19 protein-coding genes are annotated in these 25,564 nt (G+C 67.9%); 9 read left to right on the forward strand and 10 right to left on the reverse strand.

Annotated elements, in window-relative coordinates:
• Window positions 1-8: 8 nt before the first annotated feature.
• The 4 genes from ABD727_RS09055 to ABD727_RS09070 are packed head-to-tail and all read right to left on the reverse strand — an operon-like array spanning window position 9 to window position 5,125.
• Complete coding sequence (locus ABD727_RS09055) at window positions 9-677, reverse strand: NnrU family protein (protein WP_344707080.1); 669 nt, start codon at window positions 675-677, stop codon at window positions 9-11.
• On the reverse strand, window positions 674-2,050 hold the full coding sequence (locus ABD727_RS09060) for an amidohydrolase family protein (RefSeq protein WP_425566808.1): 1,377 nt from the start codon (window positions 2,048-2,050) through the stop codon (window positions 674-676). The genes ABD727_RS09055 and ABD727_RS09060 overlap by 4 nt, the downstream gene beginning before the upstream one ends.
• Before the next feature lie 32 nt (window positions 2,051-2,082).
• The gene (locus ABD727_RS09065) at window positions 2,083-3,474 is read right to left on the reverse strand and encodes an amidohydrolase (protein ID WP_344707081.1); all 1,392 of its coding nucleotides are present in this window, start codon (window positions 3,472-3,474) and stop codon (window positions 2,083-2,085) included.
• 4 nt (window positions 3,475-3,478) lie between these two features.
• The gene (locus tag ABD727_RS09070; protein ID WP_344707082.1) at window positions 3,479-5,125 is read right to left on the reverse strand and encodes a peptide MFS transporter; all 1,647 of its coding nucleotides are present in this window, start codon (window positions 5,123-5,125) and stop codon (window positions 3,479-3,481) included.
• Between the two features lie 120 nt (window positions 5,126-5,245).
• On the opposite strand from ABD727_RS09070, the gene ABD727_RS09075 reads away from it, so the two are divergent.
• Both ABD727_RS09075 and ABD727_RS09080 read left to right on the forward strand, forming a co-directional pair.
• Window positions 5,246-5,833 carry a nitroreductase family protein gene (locus tag ABD727_RS09075; protein WP_344707083.1) on the forward strand — a complete coding sequence of 196 codons (588 nt, stop codon included), beginning with the start codon at window positions 5,246-5,248 and terminating at the stop codon, window positions 5,831-5,833.
• A 42-nt stretch (window positions 5,834-5,875) separates the two neighbouring features.
• Window positions 5,876-6,229: a GntR family transcriptional regulator gene (locus ABD727_RS09080; RefSeq protein ID WP_344707084.1), complete on the forward strand. Its 354-nt coding sequence runs from the start codon at window positions 5,876-5,878 to the stop codon at window positions 6,227-6,229.
• A 51-nt stretch (window positions 6,230-6,280) separates the two neighbouring features.
• Here ABD727_RS09080 and ABD727_RS09085 read toward each other — a convergent pair whose 3' ends face one another.
• On the reverse strand, window positions 6,281-7,957 hold the full coding sequence (locus ABD727_RS09085; RefSeq protein WP_344707085.1) for an acyl-CoA dehydrogenase family protein: 1,677 nt from the start codon (window positions 7,955-7,957) through the stop codon (window positions 6,281-6,283).
• Window positions 7,958-8,009: 52 nt separating this feature from the next.
• On the opposite strand from ABD727_RS09085, the gene ABD727_RS09090 reads away from it, so the two are divergent.
• Genes ABD727_RS09090 through thrC form a run of 3 tightly spaced genes read left to right on the forward strand, consistent with a single transcriptional unit; the run spans window position 8,010 to window position 11,175 of the window.
• On the forward strand, window positions 8,010-8,936 hold the full coding sequence (locus ABD727_RS09090) for an L-threonylcarbamoyladenylate synthase (protein ID WP_344707086.1): 927 nt from the start codon (window positions 8,010-8,012) through the stop codon (window positions 8,934-8,936).
• Window positions 8,933-9,880, forward strand: coding sequence for a homoserine kinase (locus tag ABD727_RS09095; RefSeq protein WP_344707087.1), 948 nt, complete (start codon window positions 8,933-8,935; stop codon window positions 9,878-9,880). The genes ABD727_RS09090 and ABD727_RS09095 overlap by 4 nt, the downstream gene beginning before the upstream one ends.
• Window positions 9,877-11,175, forward strand: a complete 1,299-nt coding sequence (gene thrC / locus ABD727_RS09100; RefSeq protein WP_344707088.1) for a threonine synthase — start codon at window positions 9,877-9,879, stop codon at window positions 11,173-11,175. Before ABD727_RS09095 ends, thrC begins: the two co-directional genes overlap by 4 nt.
• 3 nt (window positions 11,176-11,178) lie before the next feature.
• Here thrC and ABD727_RS09105 read toward each other — a convergent pair whose 3' ends face one another.
• The gene (locus ABD727_RS09105) at window positions 11,179-11,631 is read right to left on the reverse strand and encodes a tRNA (cytidine(34)-2'-O)-methyltransferase (RefSeq protein WP_344707089.1); all 453 of its coding nucleotides are present in this window, start codon (window positions 11,629-11,631) and stop codon (window positions 11,179-11,181) included.
• A 192-nt stretch (window positions 11,632-11,823) separates the two neighbouring features.
• Between ABD727_RS09105 and ABD727_RS09110 the strand changes: the two genes are divergently transcribed.
• The 3 genes from ABD727_RS09110 to ABD727_RS09120 are packed head-to-tail and all read left to right on the forward strand — an operon-like array spanning window position 11,824 to window position 17,636.
• Window positions 11,824-13,041, forward strand: a complete 1,218-nt coding sequence (locus ABD727_RS09110; RefSeq protein WP_344707090.1) for an efflux RND transporter periplasmic adaptor subunit — start codon at window positions 11,824-11,826, stop codon at window positions 13,039-13,041.
• 3 nt (window positions 13,042-13,044) lie between these two features.
• Window positions 13,045-16,251 carry an efflux RND transporter permease subunit gene (locus ABD727_RS09115; protein WP_344707091.1) on the forward strand — a complete coding sequence of 1,069 codons (3,207 nt, stop codon included), beginning with the start codon at window positions 13,045-13,047 and terminating at the stop codon, window positions 16,249-16,251.
• A complete protein-coding gene (locus tag ABD727_RS09120) occupies window positions 16,248-17,636 on the forward strand; it encodes an efflux transporter outer membrane subunit (protein WP_344707092.1) in 1,389 nt (462 codons plus the stop codon). The genes ABD727_RS09115 and ABD727_RS09120 overlap by 4 nt, the downstream gene beginning before the upstream one ends.
• Window positions 17,637-17,660: 24 nt before the next feature.
• Here ABD727_RS09120 and ABD727_RS09125 read toward each other — a convergent pair whose 3' ends face one another.
• Together ABD727_RS09125 and ABD727_RS09130 are read right to left on the reverse strand one after the other, a co-directional pair.
• A complete protein-coding gene (locus tag ABD727_RS09125; RefSeq protein WP_344707093.1) occupies window positions 17,661-17,870 on the reverse strand; it encodes a Rieske (2Fe-2S) protein in 210 nt (69 codons plus the stop codon).
• A 72-nt stretch (window positions 17,871-17,942) separates the two neighbouring features.
• Window positions 17,943-20,975, reverse strand: a complete 3,033-nt coding sequence (locus ABD727_RS09130; RefSeq protein WP_344707094.1) for an Ig-like domain-containing protein — start codon at window positions 20,973-20,975, stop codon at window positions 17,943-17,945.
• A 339-nt stretch (window positions 20,976-21,314) separates the two neighbouring features.
• Between ABD727_RS09130 and ABD727_RS09135 the strand changes: the two genes are divergently transcribed.
• Window positions 21,315-22,754, forward strand: coding sequence for a hypothetical protein (locus ABD727_RS09135; RefSeq protein WP_344707095.1), 1,440 nt, complete (start codon window positions 21,315-21,317; stop codon window positions 22,752-22,754).
• Window positions 22,755-22,816: 62 nt separating this feature from the next.
• On the opposite strand, the gene ABD727_RS09140 is transcribed toward ABD727_RS09135, so the two are convergent.
• Window positions 22,817-24,304, reverse strand: a complete 1,488-nt coding sequence (locus ABD727_RS09140) for a calcium-binding protein (RefSeq protein WP_344707096.1) — start codon at window positions 24,302-24,304, stop codon at window positions 22,817-22,819.
• A 258-nt stretch (window positions 24,305-24,562) separates the two neighbouring features.
• Window positions 24,563-25,564, reverse strand: coding sequence for an NAD-dependent epimerase/dehydratase family protein (locus ABD727_RS09145; protein ID WP_344707097.1), 1,002 nt, complete (start codon window positions 25,562-25,564; stop codon window positions 24,563-24,565).

Consider the following 25,564-nt stretch of genomic DNA (forward strand, 5'->3'; position numbering starts at 1 on the left):
CTAGCGCGTCAGGCGAGCCACTGCCACAGCCCAACCGGCAAAGGATGCGCCCAGGTCGCTGCAAGCCACAGCAGCGTCCCGCCGACACTGGCGAAGGTGCCCGGCGGATGGATCCCGCGGCCGAACGGGACGAAGCTCGTCCGGGCCACCCATTCGGACCAGGCGGGTCCGAGGTGCCTGCGCTTCTTGACGTCCTGCGCGGCCGAGCCGACCAGCGCCATGACGAGGATCACCCCCGCAAGCACCAGCGCCGAGGGTTCGGGATGCACCAGCGTGTGCGCCGCCGCCCACAAGGCGAAGCCCCACATCATCGGGTGGCGCGTGATCCGGAACACCCCGACGGGCTCGCCGATCACCACCTCGCTGCCCGGCCCGAAGGTGACCATCGCCGGATTTCGCCGGAAGGAGCCGACCAGCAGCACGCTCGCAAGCCAGGTCAGCAGGCTCGCCGCGATCCACGCCGGGGCGGATGGCTGCCACAGCCAGGCCTCCGCCCCGGCGCCCTTGCGAGCCCAGATCATGCCCCCGAACAGCGCCAGGGCGATCGCCGAATAGAGCCCCTGGAAGCCGGCATTGCCGAGCCGCTTCGCAAGCGGTGCTCTCAGCGGGTGCGACAGGGCGAGGTGCGTGGCGATGAATGCGGCCCCGAAGGCGGCGACATTCACCGCCGCGCTCACCGCCGGTAGGCCTCGGGCAGGATGCCCCGCTCGAGGCTGCGATAGCGGTCGCGGAGCCGGGTCTGGCGCGTCACCAGCGGCTGCTCGACCCCGTCGATCATCACCGCCTCGGCCGCGCTCATGTTGTCCAGCGGGTCCCCGTTCCAGATGACGAGATCGCCGCGCTTGCCCGCGGCGAGGCTGCCGATGTCGGACAGGCCCAGCACTTCGGCCGGCGCCGAGGTGATTGCCCGAAGCGCCTCGCCCCAGCTGAGGCCCGCCGCGCCCGGCACGCGGGTCAGGCCGACGAGGTTGCCGGCATACCAGCGCGCCCGGAAGGCCATCCGCGGATCGTCGTCATTGAGCGTCCCGATCGCGACCCGCACGCCGGCCGCGCGCATCCGCCCGACATTGCTCTGGGTCGCCGCAAGGCTCTCGAAGCTCGCGGGAAGGTCCGACAGCGCCGAGGCGATCACCGGAATGCCCGATCGCGCCAGTTCGTCGGCCACGGTCCAGCCTTCGTCGGCCCCCGCGATGACCAGCCGCATCGCCGGGAACTCGCGCTTCAAGGCGATCACCTGCCTGAGGTCGGCGGCGCGCTCGGCATGGACGAGCAGGATCTGCCGTCCGCGCAGCACCGGCACAAGCGCCTGCGCGTCGAAGCGGGTCAGCAGCACGTCCTGATTGCGCCGCGCCTCGTAGGAGCGGCTCTCGTTGGGATTGGCGACCACCGGATCCTGCCGCGGATCCTCGGCGGTGCGTCCCGACTGGTCACGCGAGGGCACGGCGCCGCCGGCGACCTGCTGCGCTTCGCGGAGCGCGTTCCGAAGCAGGACATGCGCCGCCGCCCGGCTTCCGCCCGCCCGGTCGGCGCCATCCTCGCCGAGCTCGACATATTGGAACAATCGCGCCCGGGTCACCGCCTGCGGATCGGCGCCGGTGTCGATCAGCGCGCCCTGCCCGGCGAAGATGCTCTTGCCCGCCGACGGCGCGACAACCGCGCGGGTGACCCCCTCGGCGCGGTTGACCGCGATCGGCGCGCTGTTGGCGTTGATCGCGGTCGACACGTCGAGCGCCGCGCTGAACGGTCCGTCCGAGCTGGTGTCGTTGGTCCCCGCGACCGCGTCGACATCGACCAGCCCGAGCCTCGAGAAGCCCGCGACGATCCCCGGCGTCACCCACTTGCCCGTCGCGTCGATCGTCCGCGCGCCCGCCGGCACCGCGACCCCGGCGCCCGCCGCGACCACCCGGCCGTCGCGGATCACCACCTTCCCGTTCGGGATCGGCGCCGAACCGTCGCCGAGCGCCACGGTCCCGCCGACCACGGCCACGGTCTGGGCGCTGGCCTTGTAGCCGACGAAGGCGCCGGCCAGCCCGCCCATGATACCGAGCATGCCGATCCAGCTCATGCGCTTCGGAGACCGGGTCACTTCACATCTCCTTCGCCCGGCTGGCCGAGCTCGAAGTCGCTCACCGGCCGCACCCGCGGATTGGCGGCGTCGAACATCAGCGCGCCGTCGATCCACACTCGCTCGGGCCGGGTGTAGGTGCTGAACGGATTGCCGTTCCACAGCACCACGTCTGCATTCTTGCCGGGCTTGAGGCTTCCGGTCTGGTCGAAGATGCCGATCGCCTTGGCCGGGTTCATCGCCAGCCAGGTCCAGGCATGTTCCTCGCTGATCGGGATGCCCGCGCGCCGGCCCGCCGCCATCGCCTTGGCGGCTTCCTGGTTCAACCGCTGGATCCCGTTGGCATCGTCCGAATGGACGATCGCGCAGGCGCCCGCGCGGTCGACGAACGGGATGTTTTCGCGGATCGCGTCATAGGCTTCCATCTTGAAGCCATACCAGTCGGCCCACATCGCCGAGCAGATGCCCTCGCGGCGCAGCAGGTCGGCGATCTTGTAGCTCTCCACCGCATGGTGGAAGGTGCCGATCCTGTAGCCGGCCTCCTTCGACAGATCGATCATCTGCGCCATCTCGTCGGCGCGGTAGCAATGATTGTGGACGAGGATCTTGCCGTCGAGCACGCCCTTCAGCGTGTCCATCGCGAGGTCCTGCTCGGGCGCGTCGCCGCCCTCGGCCTCATAGGCGTCCCACTTGCGCTTGTAGGCCTTGGCCTCGATCCAGGTCTGGCGGGTCACGGCGATATTGCCCATCCGCGTCGCCGGTCCGCCCTTGTCGCCATAGACGCGCTTGGGATTCTCGCCGCACGCCATCTTGAGGCCGTAGGGCGCGCCCGGGAACTTCATTCCCTGCACCGTCCGCGCCGGCACATTCTTGAGCGTGACCGAGCGTCCGCCGAACAGATTGGCCGAGCCCGGAAGGATCTGGAGCGCGGTCACCCCGCCATTGGCGAGCGCGCGGCTGAAGCCCGGGTCCTGTGGCCACACGCTATGCTCGGCCCAGACTTCGGGACGCGACGGGCCGGTCGCCTCGTTGCCGTCGTCGTGCGCCTGCACCCCGGGCGAGGGATAGTCGCCGAGGTGGCTGTGGACGTCGATGATCCCCGGGGTGACATATTTGCCCGTCCCGTCGATCACCGTCGTCCCCGCCGGAGCGGCGATGCTCTGCCCGACCGCCTGGATCTTGCCGTCGGCCAGATAGACCTGCCCGCGATCGATCCGACCGCCCTCGCCGTCGAGGACGGTGACGTTGGTCAGCAGCACGGGGGCCGCCGGATAGCGCTGGTAGGTCGAGGGGAACGGGTCCTCCGCAACGCGGATTCGCGTTCCCTCGTCCTTCGGCGCCCCGCCGGTGGTGGCGCAGCCCGCCACGAGCAGCGCCGCCAGCGACGTTCCGATCAGCCCCCTGTTCATCGGCTCAGCCCTGACGCGGGCTGTTGGGCGCGGTCTCACCCTGCGGGAACATGCCGGCGTCCTGCCCGCGGTCGCCGCCCATCTCGGTGCGCCCGGCAAGCTCGTCCTGACCGAGCGTGTCGAGGTGCATCCAGCGCTTCACGATCGGGCTGAGCAGCAGCACGACAACGCCGGCTCCGATCGAGATCCAGCCGAACATGCCGTAGATGTCGAGCAGCCCTTGCTTGCTGAGGTCGCCGCCTTCGCCACCAGTGGCTTCACCGATCTTGCCCGCGACGAAATTGCCGACCGCGGTCATGTAGAACCAGGCACCCATGATCAGCGACGCAAGGAACTTGGGCGCAAGCCGGTTCATCGCGCTGAGGCCGACCGGCGACAGGCAGAGTTCGGCGGTGGTGGCGAAGAAGTAGTAGCCGAACACCAGGATGACCGGGGTCATCGCGAGCACGCCATAGGCTTCCGCGCCGTAGACGAGGACGAGGTTGGCGATCCCCATCTGGGCAAGCGCGAGACCGAACTTGGCGGGCGCCGAGGGTTCGGAGTTGCGCTTGCCGAGCGTCACCCAGAGCGCCGCGAAGACCGGCGCCATGATCATGATGAAGATCGGATTGATAGACTGGAACAGCGAGGCCGGGACCCCACCGCGGTCGACGAACTTGTCGGTGAACAGGCTCATCGACCCGCCTGCCTGCTCGAACAGGCCCCAGAAGAGAGGATTGAGGCTGATCAGGAACAGGATCGCGAACATGCGCTCGCGCGGCTCCTTGGGCAGCTTGAAGCTCTCGTAGAGAACGTAGCCGAGAAGGGCGACGCCCGACACGACCAGCAGGCCCTGGATGACGTCCTGATACTGGACCAGCGCCCAAATCACCGCGACCGCGGCGACGCCGATGCCGTAGAGGGTGAATTCCTTGTTCTTGGTAAGCGGAGCCGGAGCCTCGCCCGCTCCGTTCAGGACACCCTTGCCGAGAACGAAGACGACGAGGCCGGCAAGCATGCCGATGCCGGCAAGGCCAAAGCCGTAGCCCCAGCCGATCGTCTCGCCGAGATAGCCGACGAGGATGGTGCCAAGCGCGGCGCCGACGTTGATGCCCATGTAGAACACCGTGTACGCGCCGTCGCGGCGGACGTCGGTCAGCTTGTAGAGCTGGCCGACCATCACCGAGATGTTCGCCTTGAGGAAGCCCGAACCGACGATGATGAAGGCGAGCGCGGCCCAGAAGACGTTGATCGTGGCATCGTTCTGGCCGCCGACGCCCTCGACCGCCATCAGGCTGTGGCCGACGGCCAGCAGCAGGCCGCCGAACAGCACCGCCTTGCGCTGACCTAGGTAGCGGTCAGCGAGATAGCCGCCGAGAACCGGCGTGATGTACACCAGGCTGGTGTAGGCACCGTAGATCAGCGACGCCTTGCTGTCGGTGAAGAGCCAGTGCTTGGTCAGGTAGAAGATCAGCAGCGCGCGCATGCCGTAGTAGGAGAAGCGCTCCCACATCTCGGCGAAGAAGAGCATGTAGAGGCCCTTCGGATGACCGGCGAACTCCGGATCCTTCTGGACGGCGATCTTGCCTCCGATGGCAAGGAAGACGACGAGAAGAAAGACGGCGATGGCGGCGATCCAGTCGCCCTCCTGCCAGAGACCCATGGGCTTCATGCAAGCATTCCTGTCAACGACGGGCCTGGGCCCGACCAAAGTGGCGGCACCTTAAGCGGCAAAACCGACATGCCAAGCGCATTGTGACCGTAAGGTGTCGCTCCTATGTCGCAGCAGCCCATGTTCAATGACCTTTCCAGCCCGCTCGCCTACCTTGCCAGCCGCCGTTCCGGCCGTGCGCGGGAAATGGTCGGTCCCGGCCCCACCCCCGACCAGCTGGAGGCGATGATCGCGATCGCGGCGCGGACCCCCGACCATGGCAAGCTCGCCCCCTGGCGCTTCGTGGTCGTATCCGGCGAGCAGCGCGAGGAGCTCGCGGAGTTGCTCCAGCAGGCGCTCGCCGCAAACCATCCCGAATCGACCGATGCGCACCGCCAGAAGGCCGATGACTTTGCCCGCTCGGGGCAGGCGCTGGTGGTGCTGGTCTCCGCCCCCGTCCATGGCCACAAGATCCCGCTTTGGGAGCAGGAGCTGTCGGTCGGAGCGGTGTCGATGAACCTGCTCCATGCCGCCCATGCCCAGGGCTTCGTCGGTAGCTGGCTGACCGGTTGGGCGGCCTATGACCCGCTCGTTCGCGATTCCTTCTGCACCGGCCCGCACGAACGGATCGCCGGCTTCTTCTTCTTCGGCTCGCCCGCTCGACCGCTCGAGGAGCGGCCGCGTCCCGAGCTCGCGACGGTGGTCCGTTTCTGGGACGGGCGGATCTAGTTTTCCCTTGCAATTTACCGCGACGCACCGTATTAGGACAGCATGACGCTACGCGGCCGCACCGATACCAAGCCCGTCTATGTCCGCCTGCGCGACATCATCGCCGAAGCCATCCTTGCGGGCCATTACCGCGATGGCGACCCCCTCCCATCGGTCCGTGCCTTCGCTGCCGAGCAGGGCGCCAATCCGCTGACCGTCGCCAAGGCCTATCAGGGCTTCCAGGATGAGGGGCTGGTGGTGGTCAGGCGCGGAGTCGGCATGTTCGTCGCCGATGGCGCCCGTGACCGGCTCGCCACCAGCGAGCGCACCGCCTTCATCCGTACCGAGTGGCCGCAGATCCGCGCCCGGATGGAGCGGCTCGGGATCGACATCGCCGACTTGATGGAACGGAACTGAAGTCCTCGCGGCACCCCCGCACCCTGTGAACTTCGAGAACTTCGGCGCCGCTCAGGCGAGTGCGTCGGCCGGTACCGAATAGAGGAGCTCGGCCCCCGATCCCGCCGCCGCCGCCAGGCCGAGCGCCTCGGGAACGATCGCCGCCACCAAATAGCCCGCCGCGGCGCGCTTGACCTGCGCGAAGGGCGTGTCGCCCACCGCCGCCCGGGCCTGCCGCTCCATCAGCCAGCCCGCGGTCAGGACCGAGCACATGGTGAGGAAGGGGTAGCTTCCGGCGAGCTTGTCGTCATGGTCCGCCGCGCGCAGGCTGGTGGCGAGGATCTCGACCGCATCGGCCAGCGCGGACAGCGCCGGCGCCTCGACCTCGGCGCGGATGTCGGCGATCAGCGTGTCGAACGCCAGCCCGCCGTCGAGCCCGAGCTTGCGCCCGACGAGGTCCGCCGCCTGGATCCCGTTGGTCCCCTCGTAGATGGGCGCAATCCGGGCATCTCGGAGATATTGGGCGGCGCCCGTCTCCTCGACATAGCCCATCCCGCCATGCACCTGGACGCCGAGGCTCGCCACCTCGCAGCCGACATCGGTGCCCCAGGCCTTGACCAGCGGGGTCAGCACGTCGCCGCGCATCAATGCCTGCGCATCGCCGCGGTGTCCGCGATCGATCTGGCCGAAGGCGTAATAGGCGAGCGCCCGGGCGCCCATCGTCAGCGCGCGCATCCGCAGCAGCATCCGGCGGACGTCGGGATGCTCGTGGATCGCCACCGCGTCGCGGCTCGCCCCACCGACGCGCGCCGACTGGACCCGGCCGAGCGCATAGGCGACCGCCCGCTGGGTCGCCGCCTCGGCGATCCCGACGCCCTGCAGGCCGACGTTGAGGCGCGCGTTGTTCATCATCGTGAACATCGAGCGCATGCCGCCATGCTCGGGCCCGATCAGCCAGCCGACGGCCCCGCCATGGTCGCCATAGGCCATGGTGCAGGTCGGCGAGGCATGGATCCCGAGCTTGTGCTCGATCGACGCGCAGCGCAGGTCGTTGCGGCTTCCGTCGGGAAGGATCTTGGGCACCAGAAACAGCGAGATCCCTCGCGTTCCCACCGGCGCGTCGGGCGTGCGCGCAAGCACCAGGTGGATGATGTTCTCGGCAAGGTCGTGCTCGCCATAGGTAATGTAGATCTTGGAGCCGGTGATCAGCCAGCTGCCGTCGCCGTTCGGCACAGCCTTGGTCCGCAGCGCACCGACGTCCGAGCCCGCCTGCGGCTCGGTCAGGTTCATCGTCGCCGGCCACTCGCCCGAGACGATCCGCGGCAGATAGTCGCGCTTCTGGCTCTCCGAGCCATGCGCCTCGATCGCCTCGATCGCGCCCATCGTCAGCATCGGGCACAGCGCGAAGCCGAGGCTGGCGGCGTTCAGATCCTCCATCACCGCGGCTCCGAGGCTGAGCGGAAGCCCCTGCCCACCGGCGTCCTCCGGCGCGCTGATCGTGCCCCACCCGCCCTCGACGAAGCCGCGATAAGCCTCGTGGAAGCCCTTCGGCATCGCAACGCCCTCCGGCGACCACTTGGCGCCAACCGTGTCGCCAATCCGGTTCAAGGACGCGACCTGCCCCTCGGCATATTGCGCCGCGCCCTCGAGCACCGCGTCGACGATGTCGCTGTCATTGGTGAGCTCGAAGATGCGCACTACATGCTCGAGCACGAAGCGCTGTTCCTCGACCGGGCAACGAAGGTCCATGATGACGGCCACTCACTTGTGATGGTTTCCGCTTTGCCATAGCGGCGGCATCATGCCGGGCAAGAGCACCGAGATACGGCCGTTCGGACCGGAGGCGATCGCCGCGGCGGCCGAGTTGGTGCGCGGCGGGCAGCCGGTCGCCGTCCCGACCGAGACCGTCTACGGCCTCGCCGCCGACGCCACCAACGCCGAGGCGGTGGCGCGTATCTACGAGGCCAAGGGGCGGCCGAGCTTCAACCCGCTGATCGTCCACGTGCCCGACCTCGCCGCCGCCCGCTTGCTCGGGCAGTTCGACGCCGAGGCCCTCGCGCTGGCCGAGGCGCACTGGCCGGGACCGCTCACCCTCGTCGTCCCGCAGCAGCCCGGCAGCCCGATCGCCAGCCTGGTGACCGCCGGCCTCGCCACGGTCGCGCTGAGGGTGCCGGCCCACCCCGCCATGCGCGCCCTGCTCGAGGCGAGCGGGCGGCCGCTCGCGGCACCGAGCGCCAACGCCAGCGGTCGGATCAGCCCGACCCGAGCGGCCCATGTCCTTGCCTCGCTCGACGGCCGCATTCCGCTGGTGATCGACGGCGGCGCGACCGCGCATGGCCTCGAGAGCACCATCGTCGCCGCGACCGGCGGTCCGCTCCGCCTGCTTCGACCAGGTCCCGTCTCGGTCCCCGGTGCCACCACGCACTCCGTGGGCATCGAGGCCCCCGGAATGATGGAAAGCCACTATGCGCCGGGCAAGCCGGTCCGGCTCGACGCCGCGACCGCCGAGGACGGCGAATGGCTGATCGGCTTCGGCCCGGTCGCGGGCAACGTCAGCCTCAGCAGCACGGGCGACCTCGTCGAGGCGGCGGCGCGATTGTTCGACCTGCTCCATCAGGCCGATGATGCGCCGGGCGACCGGATCGCCGTCGCGCCTGTTCCCTGCGACGGCCTGGGAGCCGCAATCCGCGACCGCCTTGTCAGGGCCGCGGCGCCGCGTCCGGCATGAACGCCGTCCGGGCGAGCGCCCCGGCCAGCATCGGCAACGTCGGGGTCGGGTTCGACATCATGGGCCTGTCGTTCGACGCCGTCCGCGACGAGGTCACCGCGGTTCGCGAGGAGCAGCCCGGCGTACGGCTCGGAGCCGTCTCTGGCTTGGTTACCGCCCTGCCTGCCGAGATCGGCGCCAACACCGCGCTTGCAGCGGCACAGGCGGTGCTCGATGCCGCGGGGGTCGAGACGGGCATTCGGCTCGACATCCACAAGGGCGTGCCGCTCTCGGCCGGCATGGGCGGCTCCGCCGCTTCAGCGGTTGCGGGCGCCGCCGCCGCCAACGCGCTGATCGGAAGTCCCTTCGACGAGGAGGCGCTGCTGCCGATGGCGCTCGAGGGCGAGCGCGCCGCTTCCGACCCGCCGCCGTGGGACAATGTCATCGCCAGCCTGTGCGGCGGGCTGGTGCTCGCGGCGAGCGAGCAGCCGCTCAAACTCCACCGTTTACCGGTGCCCAAGGGGATCGTCGCCCTGCTCTTCCACCCGGCCCTGACCATCGAGACCCGCGCCGCGCGGGCGCTTCTCGCCGACCGGGTACCGCACCGGGTGGCCGTCGAGCATAGCCGCCGCGTGGCGGCCTTCGTGGCGGGAGTGACGCTCGGCGATCTCTCTCTCCTGCGCGCGGGCTTCGAGGACCTCCTCGCCGAGCCGCAGCGCCGCCACCTCCTTCCCTGCCTGACCGACGTCCAGGCTGCAGCTCGGGACGCCGGTGCCCTCGGCTGCTCCTTCTCGGGCTCGGGGCCGTCGGTCTTCGCACTGGTCGAGCAGCACAGCGCCGCTGCCGTGGAGACCGCCATGGCCTCGGCCTTCGCTGCCGCAGGCATCGCCGCCGACGCCTATCGCGCACCCTTAGGCGGCGAGGGTGTGCGCATCATCACCCCGGACAACCGGGAGCTGCGATGAATTTCTTCAGCACGCGTGGCGGCATTCGCGGCCATTTGCTGTCGGAGGCGCTGAGGCTCGGTGCCGCGCCCGACGGCGGCTTGTTCATGCCGGAAGCCTTGCCGCGGCACGATGCCGCCGGCTTCGATCCGGAAAGTCCGCTCGCCACCTTTGCCGCCCAATGGCTTCGGCCGCTGTTCGCGGAGGACTCGCTAGCGCCCGAACTCGACCGCATCTGCGCCGAAGCCTTCACCTTCCCGGTGCCAATCGTGATGCCGGACGAAACACGGCCCCGATTGCACGCGCTCGAGCTGTTCCACGGCCCGACTGGCGCCTTCAAGGACTTCGGCGCCCGCTTCCTCATGAGCTGCTTCGACCGGCTCGCCGGGGCCGAGCCGCTGACCGTCCTCGCCGCGACCTCGGGCGACACCGGCGGCGCGGTCGGCGCCGCGGCGGAAGGCCGAGCGTCGGTCCGGGCCGTCATCCTCTTCCCAAAGGGACGCGTGTCGCCATTTCAGGAGCGTCAGCTCACATGCTGGGGCGACAACGTGGTCGCGATCGAGGTCGACGGCGACTTCGACGATTGCCAGCGCCTCGCCAAGGCGGCCTTCGCCGACAGCGCGCTCTCCGGCCGGCATCGCCTGACCTCGGCCAACAGCATCAACCTCGGCCGGCTGCTCCCCCAGGCCGCCTATGTCGCGCATGCCGCCGTCCGGCTGGCGGCATCGAGCGGGGCGACGCCGGGCTTCATCGTCCCGAGCGGCAATCTTGGCCACGGCTTCGCGACACTGCTCGCCCGCGCGATGGGCGCCCCGATCGGTCCAGTCGTCCTCGCCACCAACGCCAACGCCACGCTCGGCGACTGGTCACGCGGGCAAGGCTACGAACCGCGACCGTCGGTCGCGACCCTCGCCAACGCGATGGATGTCGGCGATCCGAGCAATTTCGAACGGTTACTCGCGCTCGGGGTCACGCCGGACGATCTCGTCGTCGAGCAGGTTGACGACCGCTGCATCGCCGACCGGATCGTCCAGGATTATGCGCGCAGCGGCTATGTCTGGTGCCCTCACTCGGCGACGGCGGCCGAGGCGTTCGAGCGTCTCCTCCCGTCGGCGAGGGATGAGCGGCCTTGTCTGGCAGCCGCCACGGCGCATCCGTTCAAGTTCGCGGACGTCGTCGAGCCGCTGATCGGCCGCCGCCTCGAGCCCTCCCCGCCGCTGGCCGGGATCGAAGGCCGGCCTGTCCGCAAACGTGCGATCGCTCCCGCCCTTCATGCGCTTCGAGAACTGCTCGACGCGGGGCCCTTCCCCGCCTGAGCTTCAGGCTGGCAGCAGTTTCGTCTGGCGCAGCGCCTCGCCGAGCGCCAGTGCAGCCGACGTCGCGAGGTTGAGCGAGCGTACTTCCGGCCGCATTGGGATGCGCAGCCGCGCGGCGCAGCAGTCCGCGACCGCGGCCGGCACCCCCGCGCTTTCCTTGCCGAACAGGAGGACATCGTCGCCCTGGTACGAAAAGTCGTAGGCCGAGGTCGTCGCGTGCGTCGTGAACAGCACCAGCCGCTTCCCGGACGTCGCTTCAAGGAAGGCCGCGAAGCCCGCGTGGCGCCGCACTTCGACATGGTCGATATAGTCCATCGCCGCCCGCCGCACGCGCCGGTCGTCCCAGGCAAATCCCATCGGCTCGATCAGGTCGACCGAAGCGCCGAGGCAGGCCGCGAGGCGAAGAACCGCTCCGACATTTCCGGCAATCTCGGGTTCGTAGAGGGCGAGCCGCATGGCCGGCGCGTTGCCGGACAGTGGCCCGGCTGGCAAGCAGTCGCCACTCGCCGCCTCTGTTCCCCCGTTCGTAGATTGCAGGGAGCAACCTTCCGGCAGGCTCGTTAACCCATGTCCGCGACCGGACACACGGGACCGACCACAGGAATGATGACATACTTGCCCGGTTCTCGGGCGCGCTTGCCAGCCAAGATGGTGATTGCCCTTTCGATCTCGCTGCTTGCGGGAGCCGTCGGTGGCTGCTCGGAGAATTCGAGTGCGCAGGAACGCGGTCCCGGCGGTGGCGGGCCCGGCGGACGCGGACCGACCCAGGTCGGCTTCATCACGGTCAACGCGACTTCGGTCCCGGTGATCAGCGAGCTTGGCGGGCGCGCGGTTGCCTTCGAGACATCCGAGGTCAGACCGCAGGTCAGCGGGCTCATCCAGAAGCGCTTCTTCGCCGAGGGCAGCTATGTCCGCAGCGGGCAGCCGCTCTACCAGGTCGACCCGAGCCTCTACCGCGCGGCCGCCAACCAGGCCGAGGCCAATGTCGCGAGTGCCCGGGCCGCGGCCCAGGCGGCCCAGGCGCGCGCCAACCGCTACCGGCCGCTGGCCCAGATCGAGGCCGTCAGCCAGCAGGAATATACCGATGCCGCGGCGCAGGCGCGCCAGTCGCAAGCCTCGGTCGCGCAGAACAATGCGGCGCTCGAGACCGCCCGGATCAACCTTCGCTTCACGACGGTGCGGGCACCGATCAGCGGCCGGATCGGGCGTTCGCTGTTCACCCAGGGCGCGCTCGTCAACCAGAACCAGACCGAGCCGCTGGCGGTCATCCAGCGCACCGATCCGATCTATGTGGACATCCAGCAGTCGGCCGCCGAATTGACCACCCTTCGCCGCGCGCTCGCCAGCGGCGGGGTCGCGCCCGGGAGCACGCAGGTGCGGCTGCGACTTGACGACGGCAGCGACTATGGCTTCAGCGGGACCGTCCAATTCTCCGAGGTGGTGGTCAACGAGAGCACCGGGACGGTCACCCTCCGTGCCCGCTTCCCCAATCCGCAGGGAACGCTGCTCCCGGGGACCTTCGTCAAGGCGATCTTCACCCAGGCGGTGACGCCCGACGCCATCCTTGTCCCGCAGAGCGCCGTCCAGCGTGACATCGGCGGCGACGCCTACGTCTTCATCGTCGGAGCGCAGAACAAGGCCGAGCGGCGCAAGGTGCTCGCCGACCGTACCTACGGGACCGACTGGGTGATCACGGGCGGCCTCAAGGCGGGCGACAAGGTCATCACGCAGGGGCTCGCCAACCTCAAGGACAAGGCGGCGATCCGGCCGGTCGTGGCAAGCACGCCGCAGAAGATCGCCCCGCGTCCGCCGGGCAGCGGTGGCCCGGGCGCCGGCGGCGGCCAGGCCCGCGGCGGCGGCCGCTAGAGGGTGTCGCAGCTCTTCATCAATCGCCCGATCTTCGCCTGGGTGCTGGCGATCATCGTCATGCTCGCGGGCGTGGGGGCAATCACCCAGCTCCCGATCGAACAATATCCCGACGTCGCCCCGCCGCAGGTCAATGTCCGCGCGACCTATCCCGGTGCCTCGGCGGAAACGGTTGAGAATAGCGTCACCCAGATCCTCGAGCAGCAGCTGACCGGGATCGACGGCCTGCTCTACTTCTCGAGCAGTTCCTCGTCGCGCGGAAGCGTCAGCATCTCGGCGGTGTTCGCCAAGGGCACCGATCCCGACACCGCGCAGGTGCAGGTCCAGAACCAGGTCCAGCAGGCGGTCTCGCGGCTCCCCCAGCAGGTCCAGCAACAGGGCGTCCGGGTGACCAAGTCGAACCCCGATTTCCTGCTCATCGTCGCGGTCTATGACGAGACCGACCGCCGCTCGAATATCGACGTCTCGGACTATCTGACGTCCAACATCCAGGAGACGCTCTCCCGGGTCGAGGGCGTCGGCGACGTCAACGTGTTCGGTTCATCGCGCGCGATGCGGATCTGGCTCAACCCGCAACGCCTCGCCGCGGTCGGGCTGATGCCGAGCGACGTCATCACCGCCATCCAGAACCAGAACACCGAAGTCGCGGCGGGCGAGGTCGGGAGCCTGCCCCAGGCCTCCGACCAGCTGCTCAACGCGACCGTCACCTCGCAGTCGCGGCTGCGCACCCCCGACCAGTTCGAGAACATCGTCCTCAAGACCGAGGCGAGCGGCGCTAGCGTCCGGGTCAAGGACGTGGCGCGGGTCGAACTCGGCGCCGAAAGCTACAATTCGATCAGCCGGGTCAACGGGCACCCCGGCGCCGGAATGGCGATCAGCCTCGCCCCGGGCGCCGACGCGCTGCGCACCGCCGACCTCATCAAGGAGCGCGTCGGCGAGCTTTCCCCCTCCTTCCCCGAGGGTCTCAAGGTCGCCTACGCGAACGACACCACGGCCTTCATCAAGCTGTCGGTCGAGGAAGTGGTGAAGACGCTGCTCGAGGCGGTGGTCCTCGTCGTCATCGTCATGTTCGTCTTCCTTCAGAGCTGGCGCGCGACGCTGGTTCCGGCGATCGCGGTCCCGGTGGTCCTGCTCGGGACCTTCGCCATCTTCTACTTCGTCGGCTTCACCATCAACACGCTGACCCTGTTCGGACTGGTCCTGGCGATCGGGCTCCTGGTCGACGACGCCATCGTCGTGGTCGAGAATGTCGAGCGGCTGATGGAGGAAAATCCGGGGATGAGTCCCCGCGAGGCGACCGAGATCTCGATGAAGGAGATCCAGGTCGCCCTGGTCGCCATCGCCGTCGTCCTCTCCGCGGTGTTCCTGCCGATGGCCTTCTTCGGGGGGTCTACCGGGGTCATCTACCAGCAGTTCGCGCTGACCATCATCAGCTGCATGGTGCTCTCCGTGCTGGTCGCGCTGATCCTGAGCCCGGCGATCACCGCGACTCTGCTCAAGGCCCGCAAGCCGCCAGAAGAAGAGCGCGCGGCGCGGCAGGACAGCAACGCACTGGCCCGCGCAGCGCACCGCTTCGAGGACTGGTTCAACGGCGGCTTCAGCCGCGGGGTCGAGCGCTATGCCGGCGCCGTCACCCGCGTCATCGACCGCAAGTGGCTGTTCCTCGGCATCTACGGCCTAGTCTGCGTACTGCTGATCGTCCTCTTCCAGCGCCTTCCGACCAGCTTCCTGCCGACCGAGGACCAGGGCGCCGCAAGCATCCAGTTCCGCCTTCCCGCCGGCGCGACCCAGCAGCGCACGATCGAGGTCCAGCGCCAGATCGAGCAATATCTGCAGCGCTACGAGGCGAAGAACCTCGCGACCGTCTTCACCGTCGCGGGTGGCGGTGGCGGCGGCGGGGCGACCGGCCAGAATACGGGCCAGGGCTTCATCAACCTCGCGCCATGGGACGAGCGCAAGGGCAAGGAGAATAGCGCCGACGCGATCGTCGAGCGCGCCTCGGGCGCATTCCGCGGCTTCCGCGACGCGCAGGTCTTCGCCCTCGTTCCCGGTGCCATCCGCGGCCTCGGCCAGACCAGCGGCTTCACCATGCAGCTGCAGAACAGCAGCGGGATGAGCCGCGAGCAGTTCCAGGCGGCACGCGACCGGCTGATCGCCGAAGCTTCGGAAGACCCCAAGCTCGCTTCGGTGCGGCTCAGCGAGCTTCCCGACGTCGCCAACTTGCAGGTCGATGTCGACCAGCAGCGGCTTACCGCCTTCGGCCTCAACTCGGCGGACGTGAACAGCACGCTCGCGACGGCCTGGGGCGGGCGCTACGTCAACGACTTCATCGACAATGGCCGGGTCAAGCGGGTCTATGTCCAGGGCGACTTGCCCTACCGCTCCGATCCCGCCGATCTCGGCCAATGGTATGTTCGCGGCTCGGACGGGCAGATGACGCCGTTCAGCGCCTTCGCCCGGACCGGCTGGAGCACCGGGCCGAGCAGCCTCGCGCGGTTCCAGGGTGTGCCCTCCTCCGAGCTGCAGGGCACTCCCGCGCCGGGGGTCAGCTCGGGCGAAGCGATGATGCGAATGGAGGAACTCGCCTCCGCGGTGCCGGGCGTCAGCGTCGCCTGGTCGGGCGCCTCCTTCCAGGAACGGCTGTCCTCGGGACAGGCGCCGTTGCTCTACGGCCTGTCGCTGCTGGTGGTCTTCCTCTGCCTCGCCGCTCTCTACGAAAGCTGGTCGATCCCGGTCGCGGTGCTGCTGGTCATCCCGCTCGGCCTCGTCGGCGCGGTCTTCGCCGTGTCGCTGCGGGGGCTCGAGAATGACGTCTACCTGCAGATCGGGCTGCTCACCACCATGGGCCTCGCCGCCAAGAACGCCATCCTGATGATCGAGTTCGCCGAGCAAGCCGAACGCGCCGGCAAGCCGGTGATGGAAGCCGCTCTCGAGGCGGCGCGGATCCGGCTTCGGCCGATCCTGATGACCAGCTTCGCCTTCATCTTCGGCGTCTTGCCGCTCGCGCTGTCGACTGGCGCGGGCGCCAACAGCCGGATCGCGATTGGCACCGCGGTCATCGGCGGGATGCTCACCGCGACGCTGCTCGCGCTGTTCTACATCCCGCTGTTCTTCGTCCTTGTTCGGCGCGGCGCCAAGGAAGGCCTGACCATCATCCGCGAACGCTTCCGCCGGTCCCCGCCCCCTCCTACCAACGAGGTGACCGCATGAGGCGGATCGCGCTCCTCCTCGCCGCCTGCGCATTGCTTCCGGGCTGCACCTCGCTCGATCCGCCGAATGTGCGACCCGTCGCGCCCGTGCCCGCCGGCTGGCCGGTCGGCGACCCCTACCGCGCCGAGGCACCCGCCCTGCCCGCCTTCGGTCACCGCGACGTGTTCCGCGACGTGCGGCTGCAGACGCTCATTGCGCAGGCGCTCCAGAACAATCGCGACCTGCGCATCGCCGCCGCCAATATCGCCGCCGCCCGGGCGCAGGTCCGGATCAGCCGCGGCGCCCAGCTGCCGCAAGTCGACGGCGCGGCCGGGCTCGACGTCACCCCGCGCCGCGATGCGGACGGCGACATCAACGGCGTTCGCGTCAGCCCCTCGCTCAGCCTGCTGCCTTCGTTCGAACTCGACCTGTTCGGCCGCCTCGCTTCGCTCACCCGCGCCGATCAGGCCCGGCTGCTCGCCACCGGAGCCGCCGAGCGCGGCGTTCGGGTCGCGCTCATCGGCGACATCGCCGACGCCTGGCTGACCTACGCCGCCGACAGCAGCCTCCTCGCCATCGCCGAAAATACGGTCCGGTCGGCCGAGCGCAGCCGAAGCCTCACCGAGGCACGGCTGCGCGGCGGCATCGCCCCGCGTACCGACCTCCTCCAGGCGCAGCAGATCCTCGAGACCGCCCGGGCCGACCTTGCCGAGCAGCGGGCGCTCCGCGCGCAGGACCTCAACCTACTCCGGTTGCTGGTTGGGGCAACGGTCGACCCGAGCCTGCTTCCCACCTCGCTCGACCAGGCCGCCGCCAGTGTCGCCGTCCTTCCCGCCGGGCTCGACTCGCGCATCCTTCTCCGTCGCCCCGACATCATCGAGGCCGAATATCGCCTTCGCGCCGCCAATGCCGAGATCGGCGCGGCGCGAGCGGCGCTCTTCCCGAGCATCTCGCTGACCGGCCTGCTCGGCCTCGCCTCCGACACGCTCGGCGGGCTGCTGAGCGGAGGTGCGCTCGCCTTCTCGGCCTCGGCCGACGTCCGCCAGTCGATCTTCTCGGGAGGAGCACGCCGAGCGACGGTGCGCCTGCGTGAGGCGGAGCAGCAGGCCGCGGTCGCGACCTACGAACGGGCGATCCAGACCGCCTTCCGCGAGGTCGCCGATGCACTTGCCGACAAGGGCACCTATGACGACCGCGTTGGTGCCAATCAGCGCAATGTCGCCGCCGCCCAGCAGGCACTGACGCTCGTCCAGGCCCGCTACCGCGAAGGGATCGATCCCTTCCTCACCACCCTCGACGCGCAGCGATCCGCCTACGCCGCCGAGCGTAACCTCATCGCCGTGCGCCTCGGTCGCGCAAGCAATGCCGTCCGGCTCTACCGGGTGCTCGGCGGGGACGGAGTCTAGCGGCGGCAGGCCGCCATCTGCTCGTCAGTGCTTGAGCGCCCATTCGGCGACGACCGCCTTGGCCGCGCTCGACACCGGACCTGCCTCGAGGCCATCGGTGCGCGCATCGACCAGGCGCCCGCGGAACAGCTCGGCCAGCTTCTTGTGCGCCGAACTGGCGTGGGGACAACGGGCGACTTCGGCGCGAAGCGTTTCCTGGCGCCAACGAAATAGAAGATACTGCTGGTCGTTCATCGATCCACCACCCCTCTTCTCATCAAACAAAGGTCGTTTTGCCGGTCTCGCGGAGACAGCGAGGCTCGGAGGCTAGGCAAGCCAGTACCCTCCGAGATGAACCTCGAACAGGCGACCGTCATTCTGCTGGTCCGAGCCATAGTCGAGCACGTAGAGGCTCAGCGCGTCGCCATCGTTCGGATCGCTGCTCGGCGCGAGTTCGAAGCCCTTGAGCTTGGGTCTCGCGCTGTAGGCCGACAGCGTGGTCAAGGTCTGGAGGACCTGGCCCTGGTGGTCGAGCACCCAGATGTTTGCCGACGCGCCAGAACCGACGAAGAAGACGTCATGAACGGGGTCGTAGGCGAGCGCCTCCGCATCGGTCATCACCGACGGCAGCTTGATCGAATCGACGAATTGGCCCGTGTCGGTGAGCTCGACGATCTGCTTCATCAGCCCGTCGAGAATGTAGAGGTGGCCGGTCATCGGATCGAACTTCAGGTCCTCCGTATCGAGGAACCCGAGGCGTCCGGTGTCGAAGAAGCCGAGCTTGACCGCGGGGTTGCTCGGAGAGGTCCAGAACACCCCGGCTTTGTCGTCGTCCGCGATGTAGAGGAAGCCGTTGGCGCTGTTGTAGGCGAGGCCGGTCGGCTCCTTGGTGTAGGAAGTGAGGCTGTAGTTGCCGGCATAAGATCCGTCGGGCCGGACCGAGAAGAGGTTGGTGGGGCTGTTGTAGGGCGTCTCGTCATGCTCGGAATCGCCGATCAGCAGCGTGTCCATGCCAGGGATGTAGGCGAGGCCCGACGGGTCGCCGATGCCGTAGGCGCCCGTCCCGCCGTCGCGATACTTCGAGCCGTCGGCAAGGTTGTGGACGGCAACCACGCTGGCGCTGATCGGCGTGAACGGGATGGTGCCCGCATCATCGTCCACGATCCGGCCGCTCGCCACCGGAGCGTCGATCCGGGCATTCGTCGCGGACAGCAATTGGACGAAGAAGCTCTCGGCGCGCTCACCGGCGCTGTCGTTGCCGATCAAGACCTCGATGGTCTTGCTGGTCTCGCCCGGAGCGAAGGTCAGCGATTGAAGGGCGGCGGTGAAATCGGCCCCCGCCTTCGCCGTATGGTCGACCGTGGTCCAGCCGACGTCGACGCTCTTCGTGGACGCCTGGCTCAGCGTCAGGGTGAAGCCGATCTTGCCGGCATTCTCGACCGCGGACGAGGAGGTGATCGAAACGATCGGGAGGCTGGAAGCGCTCGCCGCGACCTGCGTGTAGGTCACGCTCAGCACCGGCTTGATCGCGCCCTCCGACGAAGTGAAGTCCCACCCGTCGAGCCCGGCCGCCTTGATCAGCCAGCCGAGGTTGGCGGCATTCGCCGCACCGGCGGTCGAACCTGCCATGCTCCAGGCCGCAAGGCTCGCGGTCACGTCGAAGGCGCGGCTTCCAAGACCGACCGCACCGACCGTCACTACATTCGCGGTCGAAGCCTCGACGCCATTGACCTGGACTCCGCTGCCGAGGCTGGACCAGGTCGACGTCCCGCTCCACCCGACCAGCATCGGGTTTAGCGTGCCGCCAGACGCGGAGCCCTCGGTCACCTCGAGCCGCAGCGTCGCGGAGACGATGGTAGCGCCGATCGGTATTTGTCCCGGCCCCGTCCCGAACAGGCTGTCGAAGCGCAGCAGCGGCTGGAACGACTTGCCTGTCTCAAGCGCGCCGTGGAGCGTCACGGCATCGGGATAGGAGGTGGTGGCGCGGCTTTCGCGAAGGACGGTATCGACCGTCCCCGTGTAGCCGCCGCCACCCTGCCGGAAGGTGACCGTCACCGCCGACGGCGTTCCTGCGGGCGCCGCGACCGTCACCGAGACATTGCCCTGCGCCACGCCCCCCGCCCCGTCGGCGATCGAGTAGGTGAAGGCATCGCTCCCCTCGTACCCCGCTGCGGGAGTGTAGAGGATCTTGCCGCTCTGGATCGCGACCGTGCCATGCGCAGCATCGCCAACGCCCGTAATGACCAGCGCGTCGCTGTCGGCATCGCTGTCGTTGGCGAGCACGTCGATCAGGACGGGATTCCCCGGATAGACACTGGCCTCATCGTCGTTCGCGACGGGTACGCTGTTTTCATCCGACAGGATCTGGATGGTGACGGTGGCCGGTGCGCTGCTTGCCGTCCCGTCGCTTGCCAGGAACTGGAAGGAGGCGAAGCCGCTGAAGCCCGCTTCGGGGGTGAAGACATAGCCGCCATTCGCCGGATCGATCGTGACCGTACCCCCAACCGCGGAGTCGGCGACGAGCTGGTAAGTGAGTGCCGGGCCATCGACGTCGGAGGCGCTGAGCACACCCGTGATCGGAGGACCGTCCTTCTCTCCCTGCGCCGAGCCATTCTGGGCGACAGGCACGTCGTTGATGGCGGTGACGGCAAGCGTCGCCTGGCCACTCGCCGCGCTGAAGGCGCTGTCGCCTCCGGTCGCTCCAATCGCCACCTTCTGCCCTGCCGAGCCGCTGCTCTGGTCCCATGCGCGGAAGGTGAAGCCGGCGGTCGTGCCGTCGATCGTGTCCGGCTGGAAGCGGACCCGGTCGGTCGAGCGCAGCAGAAGTCCCGAACCCGCTGCCAGCGTTCCGAAGTCGACCCAGCTGGTGCCGCCGTCGAGTGAATATTGCCACCCGCCGCTCGCCTGCGAGGCCTGCGTGATAGCGATGCCCTTGAGCGCTCCCGTGTCGATGTCGCTCGACGTGAGGAACGAAGCGACCGTCTGCCCGGCGTTGTTGGTCTGGTCCTCGGTGATTGCCGTAAGGCTGACGCTCGTTGCGGTCAGGACGGGCGCATCGTTGGTCCCGGTCACCGTGACCTTGATGTCGTTGGTACCAGTGCCACCTGAGCCCGTCGCGGTGTAGGTGAAGTAGTCGTTGACCACCGCACCTGCCGCCAGTTGCTCGGCGCGAAGGCTCGTGGCTGTGTAGGTGTAGCTGCCGTTGGAATAGATCGTCAGCTGCCCGTACGTGCCCTGGATCGTGGTGCCGGCCGACGTGACGGTGACATCTGCACCCGATCCGAAGCGAACCTTGGTGATGCTGCTGACGCCCGAGTCGTTCGACAGCGCATTACCGGACAGGTTCGCGCCTTCACTCAATGAGACCGCGTCCCGCTTCACCCTGACTACCACAGGCCTGTTCCCGCTACTGGCGGCCGCGGCACATCCTCAGGAGGTGCTGGACACGGTCGGCTTGATGGGAATTTCGGCCAGAAGACGGCTCCAAGTCAAAGCGCCCGAGGGTCTAGACCTTCTTGCGAATGGCACGTCTTGCGAATGACTTATACCGTTCGGGAACGTGACGGATCGGCACGTTCTGAGGGGCACATCGGCATGACGGTAGAGGCTCTTGCACCGCGAGTGGACGACCGTGCGAAGCGGCCTCCGCCTCAGGTCGCATCGTCTCTTGAAGACTGTCATCCGGCTCGCAGCCGGATCGTGCTCGATCTTCTCGCTCGGCTCGACCAGGCCGGCGTCGGCTACGTCCACTGGAAGAGCAACGTCAGGCTCGCGGATGCGCTTTGCGGGGTCGAGGATCTCGACCTCCTCGTCAGGCCTCAGGATTCGGACGCGCTGATCGGGATCGTCAACCGGTGCGGCTTCAAGCTTGGCGTGTCACGCTGGGGAGCGGGTCATCCCGGAGTCTTCCATGCCCTGGCCTGGGATTCGCAACTCGGCCGGATCATCGATCTTCACGCTTATCATCAGCTGGTCAGCGGCGACAGTTTCGCCAAGAGCTATCGCTTCCCGCTCGAGCGCAAATTGCTCGAAGACGCCACGACGATGCTCGGCTGTAGGGTGCCGGAGCCCTCGGCCGAGCTGGTCCTGTTTCTCCTTCGAATCCTGCTCAAGCACACTGCGCCAGTCGAACTCCACAAGGTGTCGAAGAGCTTCGACCAGACCGTCGACGAACTCTCCTGGCTGCTCGGCCGGGTCGATCTAGAGCGGGCCGAGGAACTGCGCCGCGACTATTTCCCGGACCTTCCCTTCACCGTCCAGCAGCTTGCCGCCGACGTGCTGCGGCCGATGCCGGTCCGCGTCCTCACCGGGCTGAGGCTGGCGTGGGCACTTCGCCGTCATCGCAGGCTCAGGCCGCACGCCGTCCTGCTGTCGCGCTGGGCAAGGGTCGTCGCCCACTATGCGGCGAGGGCGCGCGGCCGCCGGACCCTGTCGCTCCAGTCCGGCGGCGCCTGGGTGGCGTTCGCGGGACCAAAGGGCACCGGCAAGTCGACCCTCGCGAACATGCTCGGCAAGGGCCTGGCCACCAAGCTCGACGTCGAGGTCGTCCATCTCGGCAAGCCTCCGCCCGGCGTGCTTTCGGCGTGCCTCAATCTGTTCAAGCCGGCGCTCCAGCGCGCGCTGCCGTCCGAGCGCCTGTGCGAATATGAGCGGCCCGAACGCCGCAGCGAACGACGCTATTCGTTGCTGTTCGTGGCCCGCAAACTGCTGCTCGCCCTCGATCGCAGGCGGTTGCTCGGGCGCTGCACGCGAGCGATGGCATCGGGGACGATCATCATCTCGGATCGCTGCCCGACGACCGGTTCCAGCGGACTCGACGGGAGCGCCTTCGACGACCTCGCGGTGCAGTCGACCCGTTCACGCGTGAAGCGATGGATGATGGAGCGGGAGCGCTCGATCTACCGCGCCTTGCCACACCCCACGGTGGTCCTCAAGCTTGAGGCACCGCTCGAGGTCGCGATCCTTCGCGACCGCTTCCGCAGCAAGGCCGGAGGCCCCGACGCCAAGGCGATCGAGCGACGCTGGAAGCTCGAGAGTGAGGCCGAATTCGCCTTTTCGGCGGTCATTCCAATCTCGACCGCGGGAACGATCGACGAGACGTTCCGGACGGTCGGGGAACAGGTGTGGCGCTCGATCTGACGCCATGCGCAAGCGAGCCGGGGTCACCGTGACAGCGACCCCGGCCCGCCCGCAATCGGATGTCAGACGACGAATATGTCATACTTGGTCAGGGCCAGGTCCGGCGCGAGCTGCACGATCGGAACCGGTGCTCCTACTCCGTCACCGTCCGCATCGTAGGACAGCATTCCACTCTTGGTGTCGTAGAGGATGTAATCCGTGCTGTCGTCCGCCTGCACCCCGGCACCGCTCTCGAAATAGCCGCCCGTCAGGCGCACCGGGCTGCTCATCGAGCCTGAGCCCAGCTTGGTGAAGATGGCATTGTCGAGATAGATGGCGTCATCGGTGACGTTGAAGTCGGTGATGCGATCGAAGCCGCCGACCAGGTCCGTGTCGAAGTAGAACTTGTCGCGACCCGACCCGCCGGTGAGCACGTCCGCACCGCCCTTGCCGAAGATCTTGTCGTCCCCGCCATAGCCGTTGATCGTGTCGGCCAGCGACGTTCCGGTCAGCGTGTTCGAACTGCTCGTACCGTTGAACGTGCTGCCGGTCGGAGCCGGAACGGGATCAGGCGTCGGCGTCGGAGTCGGCGTGGGATCGGGAGCCGGAACCGGCGTCGTAGTGGTCCCGCCGGTGGTGACTCCGGGCAAGGGCGGAAGTGCGGTCACCGCGACGTCGCCGACCCCGTCATGGTTGTCGAGCCAGGCCTTCTTGCACGCTTCCCAATAGTCGCGCGCCTGCTGGCCCTGCAGAATGGTGAAACCGGCCGGCGGCTTGGGATAGGTCGAGGGCAGCGGGGTGTCCGAAAGGTTGAGGTACACGTTGCCGTGCGACTCGACGACATTGTCCCACGCAAGCTGGAGACGCGCCTGGCCTTCGTGATTGGGATCCTCGATCGCGATCACCGAATTGATGATGCGGATGTCGGGCGTGGTTTCGGGCGCCGCCTTGTCGGTCTTGAACGGCGAGACGTGGGTGACCTCGCCCTTGTAGAGGTAGCTCTCGCTGCGCATGAACACGGTGTCGAGCGTGACGGTGTTCATCGACCCGTCCTTGTGGTCGCTGTCGCCGAGGCTGATGCCCGAGAAGACGCCGTCGAACAGGCTGTCGCGGATGGTCCCGCTTAGTGCGTCGTCATTCTCGAGGGCGTCGTCGCGCACGTTGCTGAGATGCGCGTCGTCGATCAGGAAGTTGGTCGACGTTCCCGTCACCCGGAAGGCGTCCCAGGTGCTGTCGAGCCGCCAGTCGTCGATGACCACGCCTGGCGCATTGTTGACCCGCACCGCGGCGGAGTTGTTGTAGGTATATTGCCAGTCGGATGTCTGCGGCACCTGGCCCCAGATGCTTCCGCCCTTGATCAGCAGGTTGGCGCCGGCGCTGTCCACGGCGAAGGGATAGGTGTTGAGGCTCCCCGTTCCATCGAGGTACGAGGTGTCCGCATCGGGATTGTCGTTGCGGCTGTTGTCGACGATCCACGACCCTCCGGTCGCATTGATCGTCGAATTGGCCTCGAGGCCAGACACGCGATAGGCAGTGTAACCGTAATTCTGATTCAACGTGATAATCGACATCCAGTTACCTCGGCTTCCAAGTCAAACATGCAGCGATGCTGCTCCTGGTCGAGCAGATCGCCAGGTGAGGACTTCAGCCGTCGATGTTGGATAGCTGGGTCGGTCACCACCGCCAGCAAACTGGCAAAGGTGGCGACCCGAAACCTTTCGATATCGGAGAAAAGGGCGCGGATTGTCGCCGGACGCCTTCGGTCCATCCGGTAACTCGATGCGTTTCGCCCGAAATTAAGCGCGCCTCAGGCCGGAGCGGCGATCCGCTCAGGCCATCGCGTGATAGGATTTGAACCAGTCGACGAAGATCGGAATGCCCTGCGAGATTCGGGTCCGCGGTTCAAAGCCGAGGTCACGGCTGCTGGCACTGATGTCGGCGCAGGTCTCGGGCACGTCGCCTGCCTGCATCGGCTTCTCGCTTAGGCGTGCCCGCCGTCCGACCGCATCCTCGATCAGGTGAACGACGTCGAGAAGGTCCTCCGAGGCGTGGTTGCCAAGGTTGTAGATGGCGTGCGGGCAGAGGCTTCCCCCGCTCTTCACCGATCCGTCGTCCTGCGGCGGCCGGTCGAGGCTCCTGACGATGCCGCTGACGATATCGTCGACATAGGTGAAGTCGCGGCGCATCTGTCCTGCGTTGAACAGCTGCAGCGGGCGGCCGCGCATGATCGCGTCGGTAAACAGCCACATCGCCATGTCCGGCCGTCCCCATGGTCCGTAGACGGTGAAGAAGCGAAGGCCCGTCATCGGTATATGGTAGAGGCTGGCATAGCTTTCGCTCATCAGCTCGCCTGCCCGCTTGGTTGCAGCGTAGAGCGAGCAGGGCCGGTCCGTACGGTCGTCGATCTGCGACGGGGTCGTGGTGGTCGCACCATAGACCGACGAGGATGAGGCATAGACGAGGTGCCTGACCGATCGTGCCCGCGCCAGCTCGAGGATGTTGATGTGGCCGGCGACGTTCGAGCGGATGTAGGCGGCGGGGTTCTTGATGCTGTAGCGCACCCCGGCCTGCGCCCCGAGGTGGACGATCCGGTCGATCTCCGACTTGTGGAGTGCCTGCTTGAGGACTCCACCATTGGAGAAGTCGATTCGCTTGAACGAGAAGCTGTCAGGATAGTCGCGCTCGAGCTCGGACAGGCGGCGCCGCTTGAGGCCGACATCGTAATAGCTGTTGAGGTTGTCGAGCCCGATCACCTCCTCGCCGCGGGCGAGCAGCGCCCTCGCGGCATGATGGCCGATGAACCCCGCAGCGCCCGTCACCAAGATCGCCAT

Origin of the sequence: Sphingomonas swuensis (assembly GCF_039538045.1) — a bacterium.
GTDB lineage: Bacteria > Pseudomonadota > Alphaproteobacteria > Sphingomonadales > Sphingomonadaceae > Sphingomicrobium > Sphingomicrobium swuense.